General features: G+C 40.4%; 19 protein-coding genes and 2 pseudogenes. 10 read left to right on the forward strand and 11 right to left on the reverse strand.

The features are described from left to right. The 4 genes and pseudogenes from NSP_RS10500 to NSP_RS10515 all read left to right on the forward strand — a co-directional run. A partial coding sequence (locus NSP_RS10500; RefSeq protein ID WP_044482756.1) for a hypothetical protein occupies positions 1-743 on the forward strand: 743 nt, incomplete at its 5' end. Beyond that, positions 730-1,032 carry a hypothetical protein gene (locus NSP_RS10505; RefSeq protein ID WP_006195249.1) on the forward strand — a complete coding sequence of 101 codons (303 nt, stop codon included), beginning with the start codon at positions 730-732 and terminating at the stop codon, positions 1,030-1,032. The genes NSP_RS10500 and NSP_RS10505, both read left to right, overlap by 14 nt. Positions 1,033-1,406: 374 nt before the next feature. Then, a pseudogene (locus tag NSP_RS25330) lies at positions 1,407-1,808 on the forward strand (IS1634 family transposase); the annotation flags it as partial. 374 nt (positions 1,809-2,182) lie between these two features. Continuing rightward, on the forward strand, positions 2,183-3,109 hold the full coding sequence (locus NSP_RS10515; RefSeq protein ID WP_006195247.1) for a cobalamin-binding protein: 927 nt from the start codon (positions 2,183-2,185) through the stop codon (positions 3,107-3,109). Positions 3,110-3,117: 8 nt separating this feature from the next. On the opposite strand, the gene NSP_RS10520 is transcribed toward NSP_RS10515, so the two are convergent. Continuing rightward, positions 3,118-3,834: a class I SAM-dependent methyltransferase gene (locus NSP_RS10520; protein WP_006195246.1), complete on the reverse strand. Its 717-nt coding sequence runs from the start codon at positions 3,832-3,834 to the stop codon at positions 3,118-3,120. Positions 3,835-4,090: 256 nt separating this feature from the next. Here NSP_RS10520 and NSP_RS10525 point away from each other — a divergent pair, with 256 nt between their 5' ends. Continuing rightward, positions 4,091-5,137 (forward strand): hemolysin family protein, encoded by a 1,047-nt coding sequence (locus tag NSP_RS10525; protein ID WP_006195245.1) that lies wholly within the window; start codon positions 4,091-4,093, stop codon positions 5,135-5,137. Between the two features lie 204 nt (positions 5,138-5,341). On the opposite strand, the gene NSP_RS10530 is transcribed toward NSP_RS10525, so the two are convergent. Continuing rightward, on the reverse strand, positions 5,342-5,947 hold the full coding sequence (locus NSP_RS10530; RefSeq protein ID WP_006195244.1) for a cysteine dioxygenase family protein: 606 nt from the start codon (positions 5,945-5,947) through the stop codon (positions 5,342-5,344). Between the two features lie 241 nt (positions 5,948-6,188). Between NSP_RS10530 and NSP_RS10535 the strand changes: the two genes are divergently transcribed. Then, the gene (locus NSP_RS10535; RefSeq protein ID WP_231859575.1) at positions 6,189-6,746 is read left to right on the forward strand and encodes a sigma-70 family RNA polymerase sigma factor; all 558 of its coding nucleotides are present in this window, start codon (positions 6,189-6,191) and stop codon (positions 6,744-6,746) included. A 2-nt stretch (positions 6,747-6,748) separates the two neighbouring features. Beyond that, positions 6,749-7,510 (forward strand): anti-sigma factor, encoded by a 762-nt coding sequence (locus NSP_RS10540; RefSeq protein WP_006195241.1) that lies wholly within the window; start codon positions 6,749-6,751, stop codon positions 7,508-7,510. A gap of 201 nt (positions 7,511-7,711) precedes the next feature. On the opposite strand, the gene NSP_RS10545 is transcribed toward NSP_RS10540, so the two are convergent. The 9 genes from NSP_RS10545 to NSP_RS10575 all read right to left on the reverse strand — a co-directional run bounded on the left by NSP_RS10545 (position 7,712) and on the right by NSP_RS10575 (position 16,993). Then, complete coding sequence (locus NSP_RS10545) at positions 7,712-9,259, reverse strand: mercuric reductase (RefSeq protein WP_006195240.1); 1,548 nt, start codon at positions 9,257-9,259, stop codon at positions 7,712-7,714. A gap of 121 nt (positions 9,260-9,380) precedes the next feature. Then, on the reverse strand, positions 9,381-9,914 hold the full coding sequence (locus NSP_RS10550) for a peroxiredoxin-like family protein (protein ID WP_006195239.1): 534 nt from the start codon (positions 9,912-9,914) through the stop codon (positions 9,381-9,383). Between the two features lie 43 nt (positions 9,915-9,957). After that, positions 9,958-10,806 (reverse strand): TVP38/TMEM64 family protein, encoded by an 849-nt coding sequence (locus NSP_RS10555; protein WP_006195238.1) that lies wholly within the window; start codon positions 10,804-10,806, stop codon positions 9,958-9,960. Positions 10,807-10,988: 182 nt separating this feature from the next. Continuing rightward, a complete protein-coding gene (locus NSP_RS10560; protein ID WP_231859576.1) occupies positions 10,989-11,555 on the reverse strand; it encodes a hypothetical protein in 567 nt (188 codons plus the stop codon). 499 nt (positions 11,556-12,054) lie between these two features. After that, on the reverse strand, positions 12,055-13,068 hold the full coding sequence (arsS, locus tag NSP_RS10565; protein WP_006195236.1) for an arsenosugar biosynthesis radical SAM (seleno)protein ArsS: 1,014 nt from the start codon (positions 13,066-13,068) through the stop codon (positions 12,055-12,057). A gap of 48 nt (positions 13,069-13,116) precedes the next feature. Next, a complete protein-coding gene (gene arsM, locus NSP_RS10570; protein ID WP_006195235.1) occupies positions 13,117-14,085 on the reverse strand; it encodes an arsenosugar biosynthesis arsenite methyltransferase ArsM in 969 nt (322 codons plus the stop codon). Between the two features lie 243 nt (positions 14,086-14,328). Continuing rightward, positions 14,329-14,583, reverse strand: a complete 255-nt coding sequence (locus NSP_RS25335) for a hypothetical protein (protein WP_144360529.1) — start codon at positions 14,581-14,583, stop codon at positions 14,329-14,331. Further along, entirely contained in the window at positions 14,546-14,686 is a 141-nt protein-coding gene (locus NSP_RS24085; RefSeq protein ID WP_231859577.1) for a transposase, read from the reverse strand. The genes NSP_RS25335 and NSP_RS24085 overlap by 38 nt, the downstream gene beginning before the upstream one ends. Before the next feature lie 36 nt (positions 14,687-14,722). After that, positions 14,723-16,993: a RelA/SpoT family protein gene (locus NSP_RS10575; protein ID WP_006195233.1), complete on the reverse strand. Its 2,271-nt coding sequence runs from the start codon at positions 16,991-16,993 to the stop codon at positions 14,723-14,725. 288 nt (positions 16,994-17,281) lie between these two features. Here NSP_RS10575 and patD point away from each other — a divergent pair, with 288 nt between their 5' ends. From patD to NSP_RS10590, 3 genes and pseudogenes are all read left to right on the forward strand, one after another. Then, positions 17,282-17,635, forward strand: coding sequence for a heterocyst frequency control protein PatD (gene patD, locus NSP_RS10580; RefSeq protein ID WP_006195232.1), 354 nt, complete (start codon positions 17,282-17,284; stop codon positions 17,633-17,635). A gap of 177 nt (positions 17,636-17,812) precedes the next feature. Beyond that, positions 17,813-18,610, forward strand: a pseudogene (locus NSP_RS10585) (Rpn family recombination-promoting nuclease/putative transposase). Between the two features lie 756 nt (positions 18,611-19,366). Then, the gene (locus NSP_RS10590; RefSeq protein WP_006195229.1) at positions 19,367-21,001 is read left to right on the forward strand and encodes a dipeptide ABC transporter ATP-binding protein; all 1,635 of its coding nucleotides are present in this window, start codon (positions 19,367-19,369) and stop codon (positions 20,999-21,001) included. Positions 21,002-21,062 lie beyond the last annotated feature (61 nt).

The following is a 21,062-nucleotide window of genomic DNA, read 5'->3' on the forward strand; positions in this document are numbered from 1 at the left end:
AACGAGGAGAAATTCACGGAATTGGTTTTGATACTGACAATGATGTCATCAATAACCCCCAAAACTTATTCCAACTTAGTGGAACTCAAAATTGGGGACTGAATAACTTTAAAAACTATAGCACTGGTTCTGGTTGGCAATCTTACAGTATTACCGTAGGAGATTACTTCACCGGAGATTTCAACTACCTCACCTTTGCCAATGACCATGATGTAGCCTCACCTGATAGTAATGGTCAGTTCCGCAATATCCAACTCTACGAGAATCAGAATAACAACCTCAGCGTCAATATCAACGGTAGTAGCAACGAATACGCTCTTTCCGCCGCCTCCCAAGATGTCACAGATGAATACGTTATCTCGGCTGATAAAACTCAACTAGGACTATCCGGTAACACCTGGAAAAAACTGGACATTGGTAATTACAATATTACCAACAACACCATCCTGGAATTTGAATTCCAAAGCAGCAAACGAGGAGAAATTCACGGAATTGGTTTTGATACTGACAATGATGTCATCAATAACCCCCAAAACTTATTCCAACTTAGTGGAACTCAAAATTGGGGACTGAATAACTTTAAAAACTATAGCACTGGTTCTGGTTGGCAATCTTACAGTATTACCGTAGGAGATTACTTCACGGGCAATTTCAACTATCTCACCTTTGCCAATGACCATGATGTACTTAATCCTGATAGTAATGGTCAGTTCCGCAATATCCAACTTAATGAGGCATTATGATGTTAGTCCAGATTATATTCTGGGTGGATACATACCCTCTTGGCGAATTGATGGCAATACTAACCCAGAGGAAATTCCGGTTAATCAACTCACCCATTTGTTCTACGCTTTTGCAGATGTAGATCCAGACGGTAACGTTAGTCTATATGCAGATGGACTCAATGGAGATACTGATTACGTTAAACAGCAGGGAATTGGTGGTGCGTTCTTCTGGGAAATCACAGGTGATTTGCCCATCACTCATCCTGATTCCTTAATCAGTGCTGCTGCTACAAACTTGGGCATTTAGTATTTGAATATTCCCCTAGCTACGCCCCCGGCTAAAGCTGGGGGATTCTAAGAATTACAACCCACATTCCGCACCCAATACTGTCACACATCAAGAAAAGAGCGATTAACTAGTACGTAAGAACTAAAGTAAATTAAGAGGAAAGGGGCTTAATGAGAATAGTCTTAGAAACCTAAGCAACTGTCAATTAGTAAAGCTTTCAGGTAAAAACCAGGATTGCAGGCGGAATATGAAAATCCCGAAAAAGTTTAAAAAAATTAATTGTTAACCAAAATAGAAATGAGAAAATCAAAACAGAATTCATGGAGAATCCTGTTGTGATGTTGAATGTAAAAAAAATCCAAATCCCAAATATATATCATTTAGGCAGTGTACTCAGTAACGACTCAATGTTAAAGGAATATAAAGCACAGCAATCATGTGAACGGGGATTTGGTTTTCTCAAAGACCCATTATTTTTTGCAGATAGTATCTTTCTCAAAAGCCCTGAGAGAATTGAATCCCTAGCAATGATTATGGGTTTATGCTTGCTGGTATATACCCTGGCATAAAGACAAATACGAGCCGCTTTACGAGAAAATAAATCAACAATTAGAAATCAGTTAGGTAAACCAACTGCAAAACCGACTTTACGCTGGATATTTCAATGCTTTCAGTCGATTCATTTAGTTACATCTAATGACCAAATTCAAATCTCTAATCAGAATAAAGATAAAGATTTTATTCTGAGACTATTACCATCAGATTGTCTTCATTACTATAAATTCGTTACCTAAATATTCTCGCAATCACGTATTTAATTAGTTATTTCTTGGAAGTCCCATATTAAAATCACTAAAATAGCATCATCCCTCTGGAGTATATCTATACAGGTTGATGCTCTAACTTTTGTATGATTATTATAAAACAGTAAATTTTGCACCATCGGACTGGGAGCCTATGGCGCTGCTTGACCCCAGAAGTGGCAGAAAACAAGGTGCTGCAACCTATTCACCCAAAACTTCAAGTTCATATTGCTGAATAAATAAATACTACTTAACCATGTAAATACTGACTACCAGAGCCGCCGCGCATTCACCTAGAGAAAGATACCCTAATGATTAAAATTTGTAAGAATTGAAATAATAACAGATATTCTGGAGGTAGTTCAATGGCAAATAATAGTGTGAGGATTGTTTCTTTGATTCCTAGTGGAACAGAGATTTTGGCAGCCCTGGGATTGAGTGATAAAATTGTGGGGCGATCGCATGAATGTGACTACCCACCAGAAATCCATAATCGCCCCATTTGTACCCAAGCACGCTTGAACTCTCATGACCCTAGCCGCAAAATTCATGATGATGTCAACGAGTTGCTACAATCGGCCTTAAGTATCTATGAAATCAAAACAGATATTTTAGAGAAATTACAGCCCACCCACATAATCACTCAAGACCAATGTGATGTTTGTGCAGTCAGCCTAGCAGATGTAGAAAAAGCTGTTGCTAGTATCGTCCACAACTCACCTCAAATTGTTTCCTTAAAACCTAATACCCTTGAAGATGTTTGGCAAGATATCGAGCGAGTAGGTAATATCTTTGGTGTAGACTCAGTTCAGATTTTAGAAAATTTAGAAGCTCGCGCGACCATTTGTCAGCGAAAAATCCAAGGGCTTTCCTTAACAGAACTACCCACAGTTGCTTGTATTGAGTGGACAGATCCTTTAATGACAGCGGCCAATTGGATTCCCGAACTCGTTAACTTAGCTGGAGGTCAGTCACAGTTTAGCGTTATCGGTCAGCCCTCTACTACTGTCCCGTGGGAAACACTCTTAAAAAGCAATCCAGATATCATCATTTTTATGCCCTGTGGCTTTGATTTAAATCGGACTCGTCAAGAAGCCAAATTATTCATTCAACGTCCAGATTGGCAAAAACTTCACGCTAGCAAAAGTGGCAGAGTTTATATTACTGATGGTAATGCCTTCTTCAATCGTCCAGGGCCACGACTCGCAGATTCTTTAGAAATTTTGGCAGAAATTTTGCACCCCGAAATTTTCGATTATGGCTATAAAGGAACCGCCTGGGATGTTATTTGAAGCAATTTTCAAATCCAACCACCAAATACAGCTAAACCGTAATATTTCCAAGGTACAGCCACCGTCTTAAAGCCTGATGTGGTCAGCATTTGCAAATGAGTATCTAAAGTAGCGAGTTGGTCTTGACGAGAATATCCTGACTGACTACTACTACCAAGTTTAGCCCGAACCTCTGTTAAAGTAGTTCCCTGTTGGGCTGTCCATTCCTCTCGCGCCTTCTGATAAACTTCTGCTAGCACAGGTGATTCTGGTAATATGGGGTCTGCATTGCCAAAATAACCGCCTTGGTTAAGACTCATAGCAATTCGTTGAAATAACTTCAACTTCATCTGATCATCGAGATGGTGAATTGCCAAAGATGAAACACAGGCATCAAATTCGCTACCAATATCGAACTTTTCTGGATTATCTGCCCATTCACCAAAGTCAGCTTGGATACCAGTCCATTTTTGTTGATATCCAGCAGATTTAATTTTCTTGCCGGCACATTGCAACATTCGCGGTGAGTAATCTAAAGCAATGATTTCAACATCAGGAAAACGCTGGAAGATTTTCAGAGTCAGTTCCCCCGTACCGCACCCTAGCTCTAAAATGCGACGACTTGTGCTAGGGAGACATCGGGTAACCACCTCCAACATTTCATCATATCGGGGTAACAGTTGGCGAATGCCATCATCAAAATCCGCAGTGTTGGCGAATACTTCTCCGGGAAATATTTGTTGCATGAGAATTTGAACAGATAAATAGATCCTCTATTATCATGACGCATATCGAATAATTCCACTCTCCCTAGTCTGTAAACAGTAGCTTGCGGAGCCGGGAAGAAAAAGAAAATAGCTTTGGCAGGTCTTCCCGGATATTGATAAAATAAAAAAACCAGATACAAAACCGTAAAACAGGCTAAAATACCATTGTTTTGATTTTTGACTTACGCCCTGCGGTACTCACCCCAAAATTTTATTCCCAGACTTGGGAAACTATATGTTCCAGCTTGTAATAATTGTGTTTGTTGTGATTTTAGGTTCAGCGCTTTGTTCTGGTACAGAAACAGCGCTGTTTTCTGTTTCTCCCCTCAGAGTCAGACAACTAGCACAATCAAATAACCCTTCAGCAGTGGCACTTTTGGCGATTCGGGAAAATATGAATCGACCGATTGCAACCATTGTCATCATGAACAATATTTTTAATATTGTTGGCAGTATTCTTACAGGTAGCATTGCTAGTCAAGTATTAGGAGATACTTGGCTGGGGATATTTTCGGGAATGTTTACCTTCTTGATTATCATCTTTGCTGAAATCATTCCTAAGACAATTGGAGAGCGCTATTCTGAACAAATCGCCATGCTGGCAGCTTTACCTGTCACTGGACTTTCTCTAGTTTTTACACCCTTAGTTTGGATTATAGAAAATTTGACCGCACGCTTTTTTAAAACCAAAAAACGACCAACAACAAATGAGGCTGAAATTAAGCTGCTAGCTAATATTGGTCAACAAGAGGGGATTATTCAAAGCGATGAAGCAGAAATGATCCAACGGGTGTTTAGATTAAATGATGTAACAGCAGCAGACTTGATGACACCGCGCATCATGTTGACATATATCCGAGGTCATCTGACTCTGGAAGAAGCAAAAAGAGATATTATTGCTTCTCAACATACCCGAATTATTGTAGTTGATGAATCTATTGATCAAGTAATTGGATTTGCCTTAAAGCAGAATTTACTGACAGCGATGGTTGAAGGCAATAACCAGGAAAAAATGGCTAATTTAGCTCGGAAAGTTCACTTTGTTCCGGAGATCATTCGAGCCGATAAACTTATGAAGAATTTTATAGCAGCCCGTGAACATCTAGCTGTAGTGGTTGATGAATATGGAGATGTGGCCGGTGTTGTCACTTTGGAAGATGTCCTGGAAGTAATAACCGGTGAAATTGTCGATGAAACTGATAGAACAGTTGATTTACAAGAAATTGCTCGGAAAAAGCGAGAAAAAATGTTACAGTCTATTAATGTTAGTAATTCCCATTAATAATCTGAACTGTACACAAGGGCGGACATCTTTGCCCGGACTCCATAAAGTTTATCTGCGTTTTTACCAGCTTTGAAAGTCAAAGGTGAAATGAATCGCGCCAAAGGCGGGGCGTAGCCCATCGCTGAATTTCTGCTGGTATAACCTACTTGACGCTCAATATATCAGTTGTTCTAGAAAACGCTAATCTGCCTAAAATCAACATCAAAAAATTTTCACAGTCCCGGTAACAGGATTAAATTCAAATCGCTGTTCATAGTTAGTTTCACCATACAAATTGAAGCTAATTGTCGGTTCATCACCCAGGGCTTCAACATGATGAATAGCATCAGGCATTAAGCCAATAATTTCGCCGGGAGTTAAAATAACATCTCCAGACTTTTCAATACTACCGTTTTGATCAGTCCGTCTCCAAAGAGTATTTTTTTCTTCTCCACTAATCAGTGCGACAACTCCCCAAGTAGCATGATTATGAATTGGTGAAACTCTTCCCGATAACCAAGCGACTGTCTGCACCGTCAAGGGAAAATCCGGCTCATCATATAGGGTGAGGACTGACCAACCTGTTTCTGGATTTGGTTCGAGATATTCACCTTGTAACCATTCCGAACTGGTTAATAATCGCCGCACTAGGGGAAAAATTGCTTGGAGTCGAAGGCGATCGCTCTTTAAGTTATGGAGAATATTTTCCAGATCAGTTAAAAACCGATAAAGTCGATATTGACCTGTCCATAATTCTAGATTGTCTGCCGATTCTTCCCAAGCTTCGCACTTACCATCATCTGTCACTAACCAATCTTGACTTAACATATCTTTTCAGGATTGTTATATCTAGGAAACCACACGCCTCAAGTTAACTTAACTTGTTCTCCCCCATCATATTCCCACTATTTCGTCTATGATTTTACTGGATCCAATAATTTTTAGTAAACTAAATCCTTTTTGGCGTTTAGCTTCGTATTAATTTATTGAAACAAGATTGACTCAATTTACTTTTAGTCACAAATACGAATATCATGCTTTAAATATTGTGTCAATATTTGGGTTCTAAATGATGTTATCTAATGAGACAGATACCGAAGTATTTCAGGCTTTGCGTTCGGGAAACCTGTCAGCTTTAGGTATCTTTTATGAGCGTTATGGAGAAATAGTCTACCGAGTCGCGCTACGAATGTTAAAAAACGCCCAAGAAGCTGAAGACCTCACACAAGAAGTTTTTCTCAGCCTTTGGCGTAGTGGTGCGTATGACTCCAAGAGAGGCTCTATGCAGGCTTTTTTGACCACTCTCACCAGATCAAAATCCATAGACCGCCTCCGTCAAATACAAGCCAGATGGCAACGTTTGCAAAGATGGAATCACAGCTTTCCCGAAGACAATAGGAATAGTTTGATGGATAAAGCTTCAATCAAAGAAACATCCAACCGGATTCGTGAAGCATTATCTGAGTTACCTGATCAACAGCGACAGGTTTTAGAAATGGCTTACTACGAAGGTTTGAGTCAATCAGAGATTTCTGAGGACTTAAAAATGCCTTTGGGAACAGTGAAAACTTATAAACGCAAGGCTTTGTTAAAACTAAGGCAAATATTACAAGATTTGGTGGAATAATCATGACAAACTTTCAAAATTTTGACGAATTACAAGAACTTTTGGCAGGTTATGTCCTCGGCGACCTAACTCCAGAAGAGGTTGCTAAGGTTAATCAGTTATTAGAAACGCGTCCAGAATTAAAAGTTGAGGTAAACCGTTTACAGAATAGTTTAGCTTTACTTCCTTGGGCTTTGCCGGAAACTTCGCCCCCTAAATCTTTGGGTTCTAAAATATTACAGGCTGCGGCTGCATCTCCTGCTAATTCTGTAGTTTCCACATCCAACCGAATTTGGAGAAAACCTAAAATTTGGTTTGGTGTTCTGGGGAGTGTTGCGGCTTCTGTTGTCATTAGCCTCAGCCTATATAGTTATCGTCTACAACAAGAAGTTACTATTGCTCAGGCTGAACTATCCCGTTATAAGGAAACAATAGCCTTACTTCGTCAACCTAATAACCGTTTGCTAACACTAACAGGAACTAATGTAACTCCTGTAGCTTCTGGTAGTTTAGTAATTGCACCTAAGTCTGATGTGGCGCTACTTAGCCTGCAAAATTTAGACCCACTGCCCAAGGGTCAAATTTATCGCTTGTGGGCTATAGTTGATAATGAAAAAGTATATTGCGGAGAATTTAATTCTGACTCCCAAGGGACAGTATTAATGCAACTTCCTTTAGATGAGTTTATGACAGATTCTTCTGAGGCTGTGATTACTATTGAACCCATAGAAAAAATTCCCCAACCAACTGGAGAAACTGTGATGAAGGGTAGCATTTCCTTGTAGAATACTGGCTCAAATTTACTGGTTATTTTCCATATTTTAAGACCGGGAAGGCAGTAATAGCAAAGAAGAAACAAAATAGCTAGTTAATTGTTGATTATTGTTGATTCATGAAAATCTGGAATCAAGAGAGATTTTTCAGGATAAAATTAGCTCATAACTTGATGAACTTTTGGCAAAAATTGATTTTTCATCTCGAAAGTCTTAAGACAACTTCGTAAGCAGTTCTAAAATTCTTTTTGATGTTGGTGTTAACAAAGTACGGCGATAAGCATCTGCGGCTTTTTTAATAGCTTCTGCTTGAGTTGGGTAAGGATGAATTACACCAGATAACCCATTTAAACCAATTTTATTGACAATTGCTGTAGTTATTTCACTAATGGTTTCTCCAGCATGACGGGAGACAATTGTTGCTCCTAAAATTTGGTCGGAACCTTTTTTGTGGATAATTTTCACAAACCCGTCTTCTTCCCCATCTGTAATTGCTCGGTCTACACTACTAAAAGGAATTTTAATTGTATTAATCTCAAAACCCTGTTTCTGAGCCTCCTGCTCGTACATTCCCACGTGAGCAATTTCTGGGTCAGTATATGTCACCCAAGGCATGACTATACTACTAAGTTTGGATTTTCCAAAGCCAAAGGGAGAAAACAAAGTATTCTTAATTACAATTCGCGCTGCTGCATCAGCTGCGTGAGTAAACTTCCAGTTCATGCAGATGTCGCCGGCGGCATAAATTTTGGGGTTGGTTGTCTGAAGATAATCATTAACTTTCACCCCCTTTCTTTGGTCAAATTCCACCCCAACAGCTTCTAAATTTAAGCCTTCCACATTCGGTGCGCGTCCCGCACCAACTAAAATTTCATCAACAACAATTGACCTTTGAGAACCATTGCTGAGAAAGTTAATTAGCTTTCCTTCTGGGGTTTTTTCTACACTTTGGATTTGGCTATTCAAAACCAAATGCATATTTTCTTGAATTAACCTATTTTGAATAATTTCTGCGGCTTCGCTATCTTCTTTATTTAAGATGTGAGAATCCTTATGAAACAAGATGACTTGAGAACCCAAACGTTGGAAAGCTTGAGCCAATTCACAACCAATGGGTCCACCACCAATTACAGCTAAACGTTTGGGAAGTTCGGTGAGAGAAAATACTGTTTCATTAGTCAGAAATCCAGATTTTTCCAGTCCCTTAATCGATGGTCGCACAGCCCTAGCACCAGTAGCAATCACAGCTTTTTTAAAGCGAAGTTTTTGTTCACCAACTTCAATGATATTATCACCGGCAAAACGACCACTACCTAAGAAAATATCCACTCCCAGCTTTTGAAACCGATGTGCAGAATCATGATGGCTAATACCCGACCTTAAACGGCGCATCCGTGCCATTACTGCTGGAAAATCAACGTCTATTTTTTTTGGGGGGTTAATTCCCAAAGCCTTCGCTTCCCACATTTCGCCGACAACGCGAGATGAACGAATAATACATTTTGAGGGGACACAACCGACATTTAAACAATCCCCACCCATTAAATGCTTTTCAATTAAAGCAACTTTTAATCCCACATCTAAACCTGCTGCACCTGCGGCTACGACTAATCCCGCCGTACCAGCACCAATCACAACTAAATCATAACAATCAACAGGTTTAGGATTAACCCAATCAGGTGGATGAACATAGGAAATTAATTTTTGATTATACTCGTCCATTGGTGGAAGAGTAACTTTTTGAAATGCAGAATTTGACATTAATAAACTCCTTTAACGATTAATAATTGATTTAGAAATCTGCTTTGCAGCACTTTTTTAAACGCATGGTAATTTAAGAGACATTACTACTAATTACAAATTACGAACTACGAATTACAAACTAATCTGTTCCCCGCACAGGATAATTGTTTTTCAACACGAAATCGATGGCAGAAAGCATATCTGATATGGGTGGACGACCAAAAGGGGCGCTATTGACAGCAGCATAGGAAAGTGTGCCATCAGGCTTAACTAAGAAAAAACCTGGTTCACAAAATAAGGGGGGTTCTTTCTCAAATGCACCTTTGGAAATATAAAGCCCCCAACTACGAAATAAATCTATGCTGGCTTCATAGCCAATGGTGAGATTCTTAATTCCCCATTCTGAGATTGACTTTTGAGCGTCTGCTTGACTGTCTCCGCTAATAGCGATCGCTTCTACCCCAAGTTTAGTAAAATCTTCAAGGAGACGTTCAAGTTCTGCAAGATAAGTTTGACAAATTGGGCAGAACCACCCCCGATAAAAAATAATTAATGTGAAGTTTTGGGGTTGCTGCTGAGAAAGTTGCCAAAGTTTACCATCCAGGGTTTTTACTTCCAATTCGGGAACTTGAGTACCAGTCAGCAATTTGGTTGTCTTTGTTGTATTTGTCATTATTATTTATTTCTCACTTCTCAAATTAGTAATCAGTGCAGCTTTAATTCAGATTAATTTGTTGATTTTCGTCATTGTCTGTAGATTCTAAAACTTCATCTTCTAAAGCCTTACGAGCAACTTTAGTAACATAAACTGTCACCGCAACTGTAGCAATAAAACCAATGATGCGAATTGCCCACTGTACACCGGGGTTATCGGGTTGAGCCTCAGTACCGATTGTGGCAATGTTACTAGCTAAGGAGCCGATGTAAACATACATAATTGTGCCGGGAATCATCCCAACGGAACCCAAAAAGTAATCTTTGAGAGAAACACCCGTTACGCCATAAGCATAGTTCAATAAGTTAAAGGGGAAGATAGGAGAAAGTCGCGTTAGCAGGACAATTTTTAATCCTTCCCTACCCACAGCTTCATCAATCGCCCGAAATTTGTTATTTCCTGCAATTTTCTTCGCCACCCAACCCCTAGCCAAATAACGCCCGACGAGGAAAGCGGCGGTGGCTCCGATGGTTGCACCAATGAAGACATAAAGTGAACCCATAACCACGCCAAAGACGACACCCGCACCGAGTGTGAGAATTGACCCTGGTAAAAAGGCGACAGTAGCAACGATATACAGTAGGATAAATGCCAATGCTCCTACAGCACCCAAACCATCAATCCACTGCAAAGCATTTCGCAACCAGATTTGGGGATTAAATCCTGAAGCATTTTGAGCAGATTCTTGTCCCCAAGCTGGTTCGGCGGTAAATATCAAAGCAACGCTAAATGCCATGAGCATCAGAAAAGCATATTTAACCAGCCTTTGCCAATTCTTCGTAAAGATATCTGCAATAGTGGGCTTTTGACGTTGGGGAAAGAACAAATTAGTTATTGCAGATTTTAACATAAGTAATTTCTCTCTATAAAATAGTTGTGTTTAAAGCTTTTTTAGCTAAGTGTGTTAAATTGTCAATTGCTGGAAATTTAGTATTATTTCCATCATCCTGGAAATCACATCCAAATGCAAGTACTAACCCAGAATCCCCCGTTATTCATGCGGGGGAATGTGTCAAATAAAATTGGTATTACCTATTGGAGTTTTGGGAATTTACCCATGAGGTGAGTGAAGGTAACTTTGCCGAATTCACCAGGCATTTGACCATAAGTTTTGTTATCTGCGTGGTAGGCAATTCCTAGCATTTGATAATTATTATTGGTGGGTACGGTAATAGTTGTAGTGACGTTGCCGCTATTATCTGCTCTGAACTCATTACTGGGAATGCCTCCTGCTGGCCCCATATCCATGCCTATAACTTTTTTATTCACCCACCAGAAGGTATAAAGTCCATTAGGTACTAGGTTGCTGGCTTTGAGTGTTACTCTGTAACTGCCTCTAGAATTGCTGATGGGTGATGCGGAAACTTTAGCGTTAGCACTCAGCCACTTTTCTTTGGTAATACCATTTGGAGTACCGTCATTAGATGTCGGCATTAACATTCCCGATGCGGTTTGATTTTGTGCTATGAGAATTTGCGAAGTGTTGTTATTGTTGGTCAATCCTTTTTGCTGAGTTTCAATCTGATTTGCTTTGACAGGAGGCAACACAGCAGTAGAGATGACAAGCATAGATAGGCTACCAAAAATTAGACGTTTCATATTTAAAACTCCTGATTCAATCATTAAGTTGTGTGAATTTTGACCTCACCCAAATTGCCAGCATGAGGTATTAAGCTGAATTAATCACAATATCTATTGGAGCAAGAAATCTCTGGTTTCAAAAGTAGTCTAAACGCGAAGACTTTTTGGTGATTTCATGTCTTTCATTAATTATCTGGTGATTACAGACTTCATTAATAATACGAAGCTAAAATCAAAATGGATTTACTGAAAATTGATAAATGCAAAATTCATCAGATGGACTAGCTGAAAACCCTATTAATAGCAATATTACGAATTTTCGAGGTTAACAATTTCTGTGCTTTTTGACTCTATTATTTATATATTTATACACAAATATTGATGCCAAATACTTTGTATCGTCTCAATGTTTGCTCGTAGTCAGGACTTTAGTCCTGTTTTAGGGACTGAAGTCCCTACTACAAACTAATGGTGCGTTGCGCTACGCGACAACACACCCTACATAAAAGTTTTTGGGTTAAATTAAAGTGCCGCCACAACTAGAACCTGAGCCAGCCGTACAACCATAACAGTAATGTGCAGTCCTGATTTCTGTAATTAAATCTAATGTGCCAGCAGCCAATAACTTAGCAACATTTAAGGTTTCGCCAGCATCAGTTTTTGAAGGCAAATTTTCCATTTGGTTAAAGTCGCAGTCATAGACATTACCCAAATAATCAATGGAAAGTTCATCTCTACACATTAAATGCTCAATGGTCGTAGAGTTGAAATGAGATTCTAAAAACTGGAGATAAGGTCTGTATAGCTTTTGGCGTTCTAAAGAAAACTTTGTGCGTCCAATGGGTAGGTTGGTAATTGCAAACAAGTCATTAAAACTAATACCAAAATGTTCTTGTAAGAACATTTTATAATCTTGTTTAAGTTTAGCTTGATTGGGTGTGAGGGAAAAATTCTCAGAAGTGGGAATTTGCGGGTTATAAACTAAATCAAGGATTAAATTGGGGTCTTGACCATAGCCAAGACGGTTCAGCCATTGCAGAGCAAGAATTGAGGCATCATATACACCATTTCCTCGCATTTGATCAACGTTGTCTGAGAGATAGCAAGGCAGAGAAGCTACAATTCTGACTTGATTTTGAGCGCAATATTCGGGAATATCCCCAAAACCAGTTTCAAAATAAATAGTCAAGTTAGAGCGCACAATTACCTGTTTCCCATGCGATCGCGCTGCTTCTACAATTGGTTTAAAGCCATAGAGCATTTCGGGCGCGCCACCTGTCAGGTCTACAACTTTGATTTGGGGAAATTTCTCAATTAATTGAATTAATTGCTGGCAAATTTCCGGAGAAAGTTCTTCAGTGCGTTTGGGACTGGCTTCTACATGACAATGGCTACAAGCCAAATTACAACGTTTGCCCAAATTAAGTTGTAAAACAGTAATTGGGTTTTTTGTTAGGGGTAAATTTAGCTTTTTTCTAAAAGGTGTGATGTCTGAATTTAAAGATAAAGGATTTACTTTTTGCTGAACCATTCTTAATCTTCATTCTGTGCTACAAAAAAACTAACTCAGGAATAATTACTAACAACATCCACCACCATTGTAATGCCAATTTGAATCTGTAATCAGGATTTCTTCAGGAGCGGCTTTACCTAAATTACTAGCAGTTTTATCACATACCGCCGCAGGTACTCCCGATTGCAGAATATGTCCGGCTTGGTCATCAAAGAAGGGTGCTATTCCGGTGTAGATTGCTGTTTTACCTGTAAAAATACAAGCACCATCTTCAGGAATTGCGACTTTAAAAGCTACAGAATCGAGACTTTCTAGCAGCAAGTTTTCTGCTAAATTATAATTTTGGCGATTCAGGAGACGGTAAGGACGACGCGCCCGGATTTCTACTTGACCAAAGCCCGCATTTACCAAATGTTCAATATACTGTTCGTAGGTCATTGCTCCCGATAGACACATGGCGCGTAACCTGTCATCATTTTGCAGGTGTTCGGGAATAGGACGAGTCGCAATGGGATCACTCATCAGTAAGCGTCCGTTGGGCTTTAAAACTCGAAAGGTTTCCTGTAAAGCTAACTGCAAATCTGCGGGTTTAAATATATTAAATAGACAATTTTGTGCTACCACATCGACAGAAGCATCAGGAACCGGTAAAGCAAAGGCATCTCCTTCGCGAATTTCGACAAAATTAGGCTCAAACCAGTCATTTTCTTGAGCAGCCAGTTCTAAATTACGAGTCGCTGCTGACCGCATAGCCTCCACTGGTTCAATCGCAATTACTGACCCTGGACGACGGGAGAAGTAAGCAAATTGCAGTGCTTCTAAGCCACCACCAACGCCTACATAAAGTACTGTGGGGTCGTTAGTTAGTTCTGTGGGATGTACGGTTGTACCGCAACCATAGTTCATTTCCTGCATCTGGGAGGAAATTTTGAGTCCTGGTAGTTGTAACGGACTGCTTTGGACGCAACATAATCCTACTTGTGGTGTTTCGGCGACTTCACTATAAAAGTTAGCGGTTGTTTCAAGATAAGTCATGATAATTTTTTGGTTGTATGACAAACGTGTGAGTTAGTTTCACGCAAAGCCGCAAAGGCGCAAAGAAGCAAGGTCTGAATTAGGGCTTTGTAGATTAATACGAAGCTGAAGCTAAAAAGGATCTAACCGCGAATACCATTTACTAGTAGTAATAAAATTAAGAGTATATATCAAACAAGTAGAAATCAGAATCGGGGTAATTACCCTCTCACGCCCAGCATTTCGCGGTTCTGTTGTCAAGAATTACCCAGAAATTTGCCCGATACTATGCCAAATTATATCGCCTAAAATCCAGCAAAAAATGGCTGTGACAAAGAGAGCGATGGGCAAAGCCCCACCTCCGGCGATCGCCCACAGAATCAAGGTAGGTAATGGCAGTTTCATGTATAAATGTTTCTCCTGCTCATCCCTTCGGCTACGGCTATTAAGAAGGCGATCGCAATCATTAACCACAAGCAACTCACAAACAAAGCTGAAGGATGTCACACTCAAAGCCACAATATGCACATTTTAAAACACGTTCATTGAGTGTGAGCGTTTCTTTTTTAGTCCCACAGTTAGAACAAGTTTTATAACTGGGGTACAATCTATCAACAACCACAAGTGTTGAAGCATATATAAGACTCTTAAAACCCGGCTATTCGTCAATTTGACCAAGACGACGGATATTTAAAATGTCGCTCATTTTTTTAATTTGAGTAAACACTTGCTCTAGTTGCAAGCGATCGCGTATATCTATTCCTAAATCAATCAACGCTGGTTGACCAATAGAAGTTTTCACCTGTGCATGACGCACATTGATCCCCTGGTCACTCAAGCGGGATAAAATATCCTTTAATACTCCCACCCGGTCAAGGGCTTCGATTTGCACATTCACCGGGTAAGTCAGAGGACGGCTAATATGTTCAGTCGCTAAGTTCCAACTCACAGGTACTAAACGCTCATACTCCACAGTTTCGAGATTATTGCAGCCTTGGCGATGGATGGAAATTCCCCTACCGCGCGTCACCACACCAATAATCGGTTCACCGGGTATGGGGGTACAACACCCAGCGATATGATACACCAATCCTTCTACGCCAATAATGGGTGAATCACAAGGACGTGTGCTGTGGGGAGGTGCATCGCGGACAGTTTTTGATGTCGTTGGTAGTTCTTTTCCGGGAAATAGAGGAACAACGTTAGCAGGTTGTTGTCCTTTAGCTACTTCTCGCCAGCGATTTAGCACCAGGTTGAGAGTAATTTCACCGTAACCCAAACCGGCTAGTAAATCTTCGGCGCTGTGGTAGTTACACTTTTCCGCTACGGTTTGCATTGCTTCTGATTTGAGCAAGTTATCAAAACCTGTTTTACCCAGTTCTTTTTCTAACAACTCTCGTCCACGAGCTACATTTTCATCGCGGCGCGATCGCTTGTACCATTGTTTAATCCGATACTTCGCTGCTGAACTTCTGGCAAAGTTCAACCAATCCAAACTGGGATGACTGTTCTTTTGGCTAATAATCTCCACAATCGCGCCATTTTGCAACCTGGTTGACAAAGGAACCATGCGACCATTCACTCGCGCCCCTGCACAGTGGTTGCCGACTTCTGTATGAATATGATAAGCAAAATCTATACACGTTGCACCAGGACTTAAAGGTACAACATCCCCCTTTGGGGTGAAGACATAGACATCATCTTCAAATAAATTGTCTTTGACACTATCAAGATATTCTTGAGCGTCCTTAAGATCACTTTGCCATTCCAGCAGATGCCTTAACCAAGTAAACTTTTCATCTGCGTTGGTCAATTGGCTAGTAGAACCACCTGTTTCTTTATACTTCCAATGGGCTGCAATCCCATATTCAGCAACATGATGCATTTCTACAGTACGAATTTGGATCTCCAAAGGACGGCCACTCAGCCCAATTACACCAGTATGCAACGATTGGTAGCGGTTAGGCTTGGGCAATCCAATGTAATCCTTAAATCTAGAAGGAATCGGGCGAAAAGCATCATGAACTACTGCCAAAGCCCGATAGCATTCCTCATTGGTTTGGACTATAATCCGCAGGGCTGCCAAATCGTAAATTTCGTGAAATTCTTTTTGCTGCCTTTGCATTTTTTGATAAATGCTATACAGGTGCTTAGGACGACCACTAATATCCTGACAGTGAATGCCGGCTTGCTGCAAACGCTCCCGCAACATATCTGTAGTTTTCGCCAATTTCTCTTCCCGCGCCGCCCGTTTTTCGGAAACATGATCCTGTATTTGGCGAAAAGCTTCGGGTTCGAGATATTTAAAAGACAAATCTTCCAGTTCCCATTTTATCCGCCACATTCCCAAACGATTTGCTAAGGGAGCAAAAATATCTCTGGTTTCTTGCGCGCTGCGGCGGCGACTGGATTCTGACATATATTGTAAAGTTCGCATATTATGCAAACGGTCTGCCAGTTTCACCACAATTACCCGAATATCCTGCGCCATGGCCAAAAACATCCGCCGGAAGTTTTCTGCTTGGCTTTCAGTTTTGCTGGTGAAATTTATTTTAGACAACTTGGTGACACCTTCGACCAATTGCCGGACTTCTGGGCCAAAGTGTTCTTCTATTTGTTCGCTTGTGACATCTGTATCTTCAACTACATCATGAAGAAATCCAGCTGCTATCATAGCAGGACTACCCCCCAAATCTCGCAGCAATCCAGCCACTGCTACGGGATGACTAATATACAGTTCTCCCGATTTGCGGTATTGTCCCTCATGCAGTTGATAAGCAAATTCAAATGCCTTACCAATTAATACTGCATCACTATACCTTCGATCTGCTTCGGCTTCGCCTTTATATGCTGACGACTCTCTTAAACATTTGTGAAGCCATTCCGGAAGGGCTAGTTCGGTTGTGGAATTTACAAGTATGCTGCTCATACAATTACGGTTTAAAGGATCGGTAGATAAGTCAGAGATGTACGCAACGGATAGCATCGTGGACAGACAATGCTATCTGCAAGAGATCAGTTAAAAAATGAGAATGATTTTCTAATGGTCTATGGTAGTCATCCATACTGGGATTAAAAAATCATAGGTGGAAAAATCCATTTATTGCAAATCAAACCTCAAAACGTAACTTGAGGCTTATAGTTTTAATAACAAGTTGAAAAAGTTTATTGTAAAAGATAATTTTCTTGAAATTAATACTATCTTAACTAGCACTGAATGTCTCTAAATCTTGAGAAATATCAGACTCTAGCAACTTTGCTAGAGCAAGTACGCTCTGATACCACCGCTACCCAAGTCAATGCACCTGAACTGCGAAAGGGTGTAACCTTGTTGCAGCAAGTGTTTCGCCAGGAGATTGTCCCTTTGCCTGATGGAAGTTCGCGAGTACAATCCTATCGGACAGAGATCAGTAAACAGATGCGTTTGTTGGAAATTGATGTCATGTTTCTCCAAGGATCGCGGCAAGCAGCGACTGCCGAAGCGAGGCTGAAGACCATAGGCGATCGCCTGTCTACTCTCATTCAATACTGTGAAGCTATTCTCCAGCAAGAACCAGAGGAGGAAAAATAACAATTCTTTACCTTTTGCTCTACTTCTGACATCATCTCATTTTCGGCTGGTAATTGAAAGTTATTTTTGTAACAAGTTGGGGAATGGGGAATGGGGAGTGGGGAGTGGGGAGTGGGAAATGGGGAGTGGGGAACAGGTTGGGAGGTAAAATGTGGGGATATTTAGTAATTCGTAATCATGAAAACAGATGCAATTTTCTACGAAATATTTAAAGAATTCCCCCATATCTTCTTTGAAATTATTGGTGAGCCTGAGACTAACATCAATACCTATGAATTTACAGCCCCAGAAATTAAACAAAAAAGCTTTCGATTAGATGGGTTATTTTCTCCCCTGGAAGCATTCCATAATTAACCCCTGTACTTTGTAGAAATTCAATTTTACAAAGATGAGGAATTTTATGATCGACTGTTTACCAGTATTTTCCTTTATTTCAGCCAGTATTAACCACCTAACCCTGATTGGTTGGCTATAGTTATTTATGACAAACGCAGCAATGAACGTAGCTATCCCCTACGTTATCGTTCTTTGCTTTCACCTCATTTACGTCGCTTTTACCTAGACGAACTTGAAGATTTAGCAGCTAATTCTCTGGGAGTAGGAATTGTCCGCTTAGTTGTAGAAAGTGAAAATAAAGCTGAAGAACTCGCCAAAACTCTGATTGACAAAGCTAAGGAGGAATTGACAGATACTTTCATCCAAAGAAAAGTTATAGAATTTATAGAGACAATTGTTGTCTACAAGTTTCCTAATTTAAGCCGCGAGGAAATAGAAGCCATGCTGAATTTAAATTTGCTGAAAGAAACTAGAGTTTATCAAGAAGCAAAAGAAGAAGGTGAACAAGAAGGCGAATTAAAAGCCAAATTAAATATTTTGCCTAAACTTGTGCAACGGGGACTCAGCATTCAAGAGATAGCAGAATTATTAGAATTGGATACTGAAACCATCAGAAAAGTTTTGGGAGACAATTTGTAAAATCAATGAAATAAGATGTAAATCTCGTTTTTCAACTCACCCCGCTTTGAACTTGCGTCAAACTCTCCCCTCTCCTTCTCCCAAAGGGAGACGCTACGCGAAGATAAGGAACCTGCTTGAACCTCCCCACGTCTAAAGCCAGGGGATTCTTGCCCACCTGAAAAAGGCGACAACGGGACATTCAAGTATCCCTCTACTCACTCAAAGAGCTTTTGCTCTCATTCGCGCATACTTTCTGAGTCCTTCATATTTTAAAGATGAACGCTCCATATCCTGCCATTATTCGCCCTTTAACTATTCCGAATCGAGTCGGATATGTCCGTTGCCGGGATTGCTCCGTACTAGGATACTTCAATGCGCTGAAGGTTATTCCTACTTGTTTTCTCGCTAATCTATTTTAACACTGTGGCTAAAGCCACGCAATCGTTTGACGGAACTTAAAAGTTCTTACCGCCTTCTCCCCATGCCTAAAGTCAGGGGCTTGCGTCTCGTTTTTCGGTCAAACTCTCCCCTCTCCTTAGTAAGGAGAGGGGTTGGGGGTGAGGTTCTGTATTTTCTGATCCCAGATATTAGCTTACGGTTGAAAACTAATAATATATATAGGAATCCTATTTGAGTTTTGAACGGGATTTTTTTTACGTTCGCGGAGCGTGGCGTTAGCCATACCACAGAGACACAGAGATCACAGAGGAAGAGAAAGAAGAGAAATGTTCACGTCTTATTTAGGATCGCTATAGTTGAAAACTAATAATATATATGAGTGAAGCTTTATTTTCTATAGAGAATCTGCGTGTGGCTTATCCTCAGCGTCACGAGGAAGCGGTAAGTTGGGCTGTTGATGATGTATCTTTTACTTTGCAATCTGGGGAAAGAATGGGTTTGGTGGGTGAGTCGGGTTGTGGTAAATCCACTCTGGGGAGGGCTGCAATGCGCTTGTTACCCCCTGATAGTCGCGTTGAGGGTCGGGTGACGTTTCAGGGAGAATCGGTGTTTGATTTGATGCCACAGCAGTTGCGGAAATTTCGGGGAGAGGCGATCGCCTTAATTTTTCAAGATCCCATGACACGGCTTGATCCCTTGATGACTATTGGTAAGCACTGTATCGAAACTCTTCAGGCGCATTCTCCAACATTATCCACCAGGGAAGCTAAAAAACAAGCGATCGCCACTTTGGAAAAAGTAAATATTCCGGCGAATCGTTGGGATCAGTATCCTCATGAGTTTAGCGGTGGAATGCGCCAACGGGTAGCGATCGCTTTGGCTTTACTTCTCAATCCCAAGTTAATTGTCGCTGATGAACCCACCACGAGTTTAGATGTCACCGTCTCCGCACAGATTTTACAAGAATTAACCCGTCTATGTAGCCAAGAAAATATGGCGCTGTTGTTGATTTCTCACGATTTGGCCATGGTGGGCGAATATTGCGATCGCATCGGTGTGATGTATCAGGGGAAAATGGTAGAAATGGGTGCGACTGAAACTGTATTTAAACAACCTCAACATGAATACACGCGATCGCTCTTAAAAGCAGCTTTGCATATTCAAGCAGTGGATGAAAAGAATCACCAAGAAACTTCCTCATCTCCAATATTGCGGATTACAGAATTACAGCAGCACTACTCTATAGAACCTAATTTTATAGAAAGATTATGGAAAAAACAAGGGGAAACAATTAAAGCCGTAGATGGAATTAATTTAGAACTATATCAAGGAGAAATTTTGGGATTAGTTGGGGAATCAGGTTGTGGTAAAAGTACGCTGTCCAGGACAATATTACAACTCATTCGTCCTACTGCTGGTAAAGTTGAATTTTTAGGACAAGATTTAATTAGTTTATCGCGCCAAGAAATTCGGGCTTCACGGCGACAAATGCAAATGATTTTTCAAGATCCTCATGCTTGTTTAAATCCAGTAATGACAGTGGGACAAAGCATTGCAGACCCGTTATTTATCCACAATTTGGCTGATGCAGAAAAGGCAAAATCACAGGTTTTATGGATGCTGGAAAAGGTGGGATTAACACCGCCAGAACTTTATTATCAACGTTATCCATCGGATTTATCTGGGGGACAACAGCAACGAGTGGCGATCGCCCGTGCTTTAATTACTCGTCCCAAACTTTTAATCTGCGATGAACCTGTGAGTATGTTAGATGCTAGTGTTCAGTCACAAGTGTTAGATTTAATGTTAGAATTAAAAGTAGAATTTGAATTAACTTACTTGTTTATTACTCATGATTTGTGGTTAGCGAGATTTTTGTGCGATCGCATTGCCGTAATGCACAGTGGTAAAATTGTGGAACTGGGTAATACAAAGCAGATTTTTACCAATCCTCAACACTCTTACACTAAAAGTTTACTAGCAGCCGCCCCCTTGCTGGCGCGTTCTTAGTAGGGAGGAAAATAATATAGCGATTCCCACCTCAATAGGTACTACAAGAATTATTCGACCA

The sequence above is a fragment of the Nodularia spumigena CCY9414 genome (genome assembly GCF_000340565.2).
In the GTDB taxonomy this organism is placed as follows: Bacteria; Cyanobacteriota; Cyanobacteriia; order Cyanobacteriales; family Nostocaceae; genus Nodularia; species Nodularia spumigena.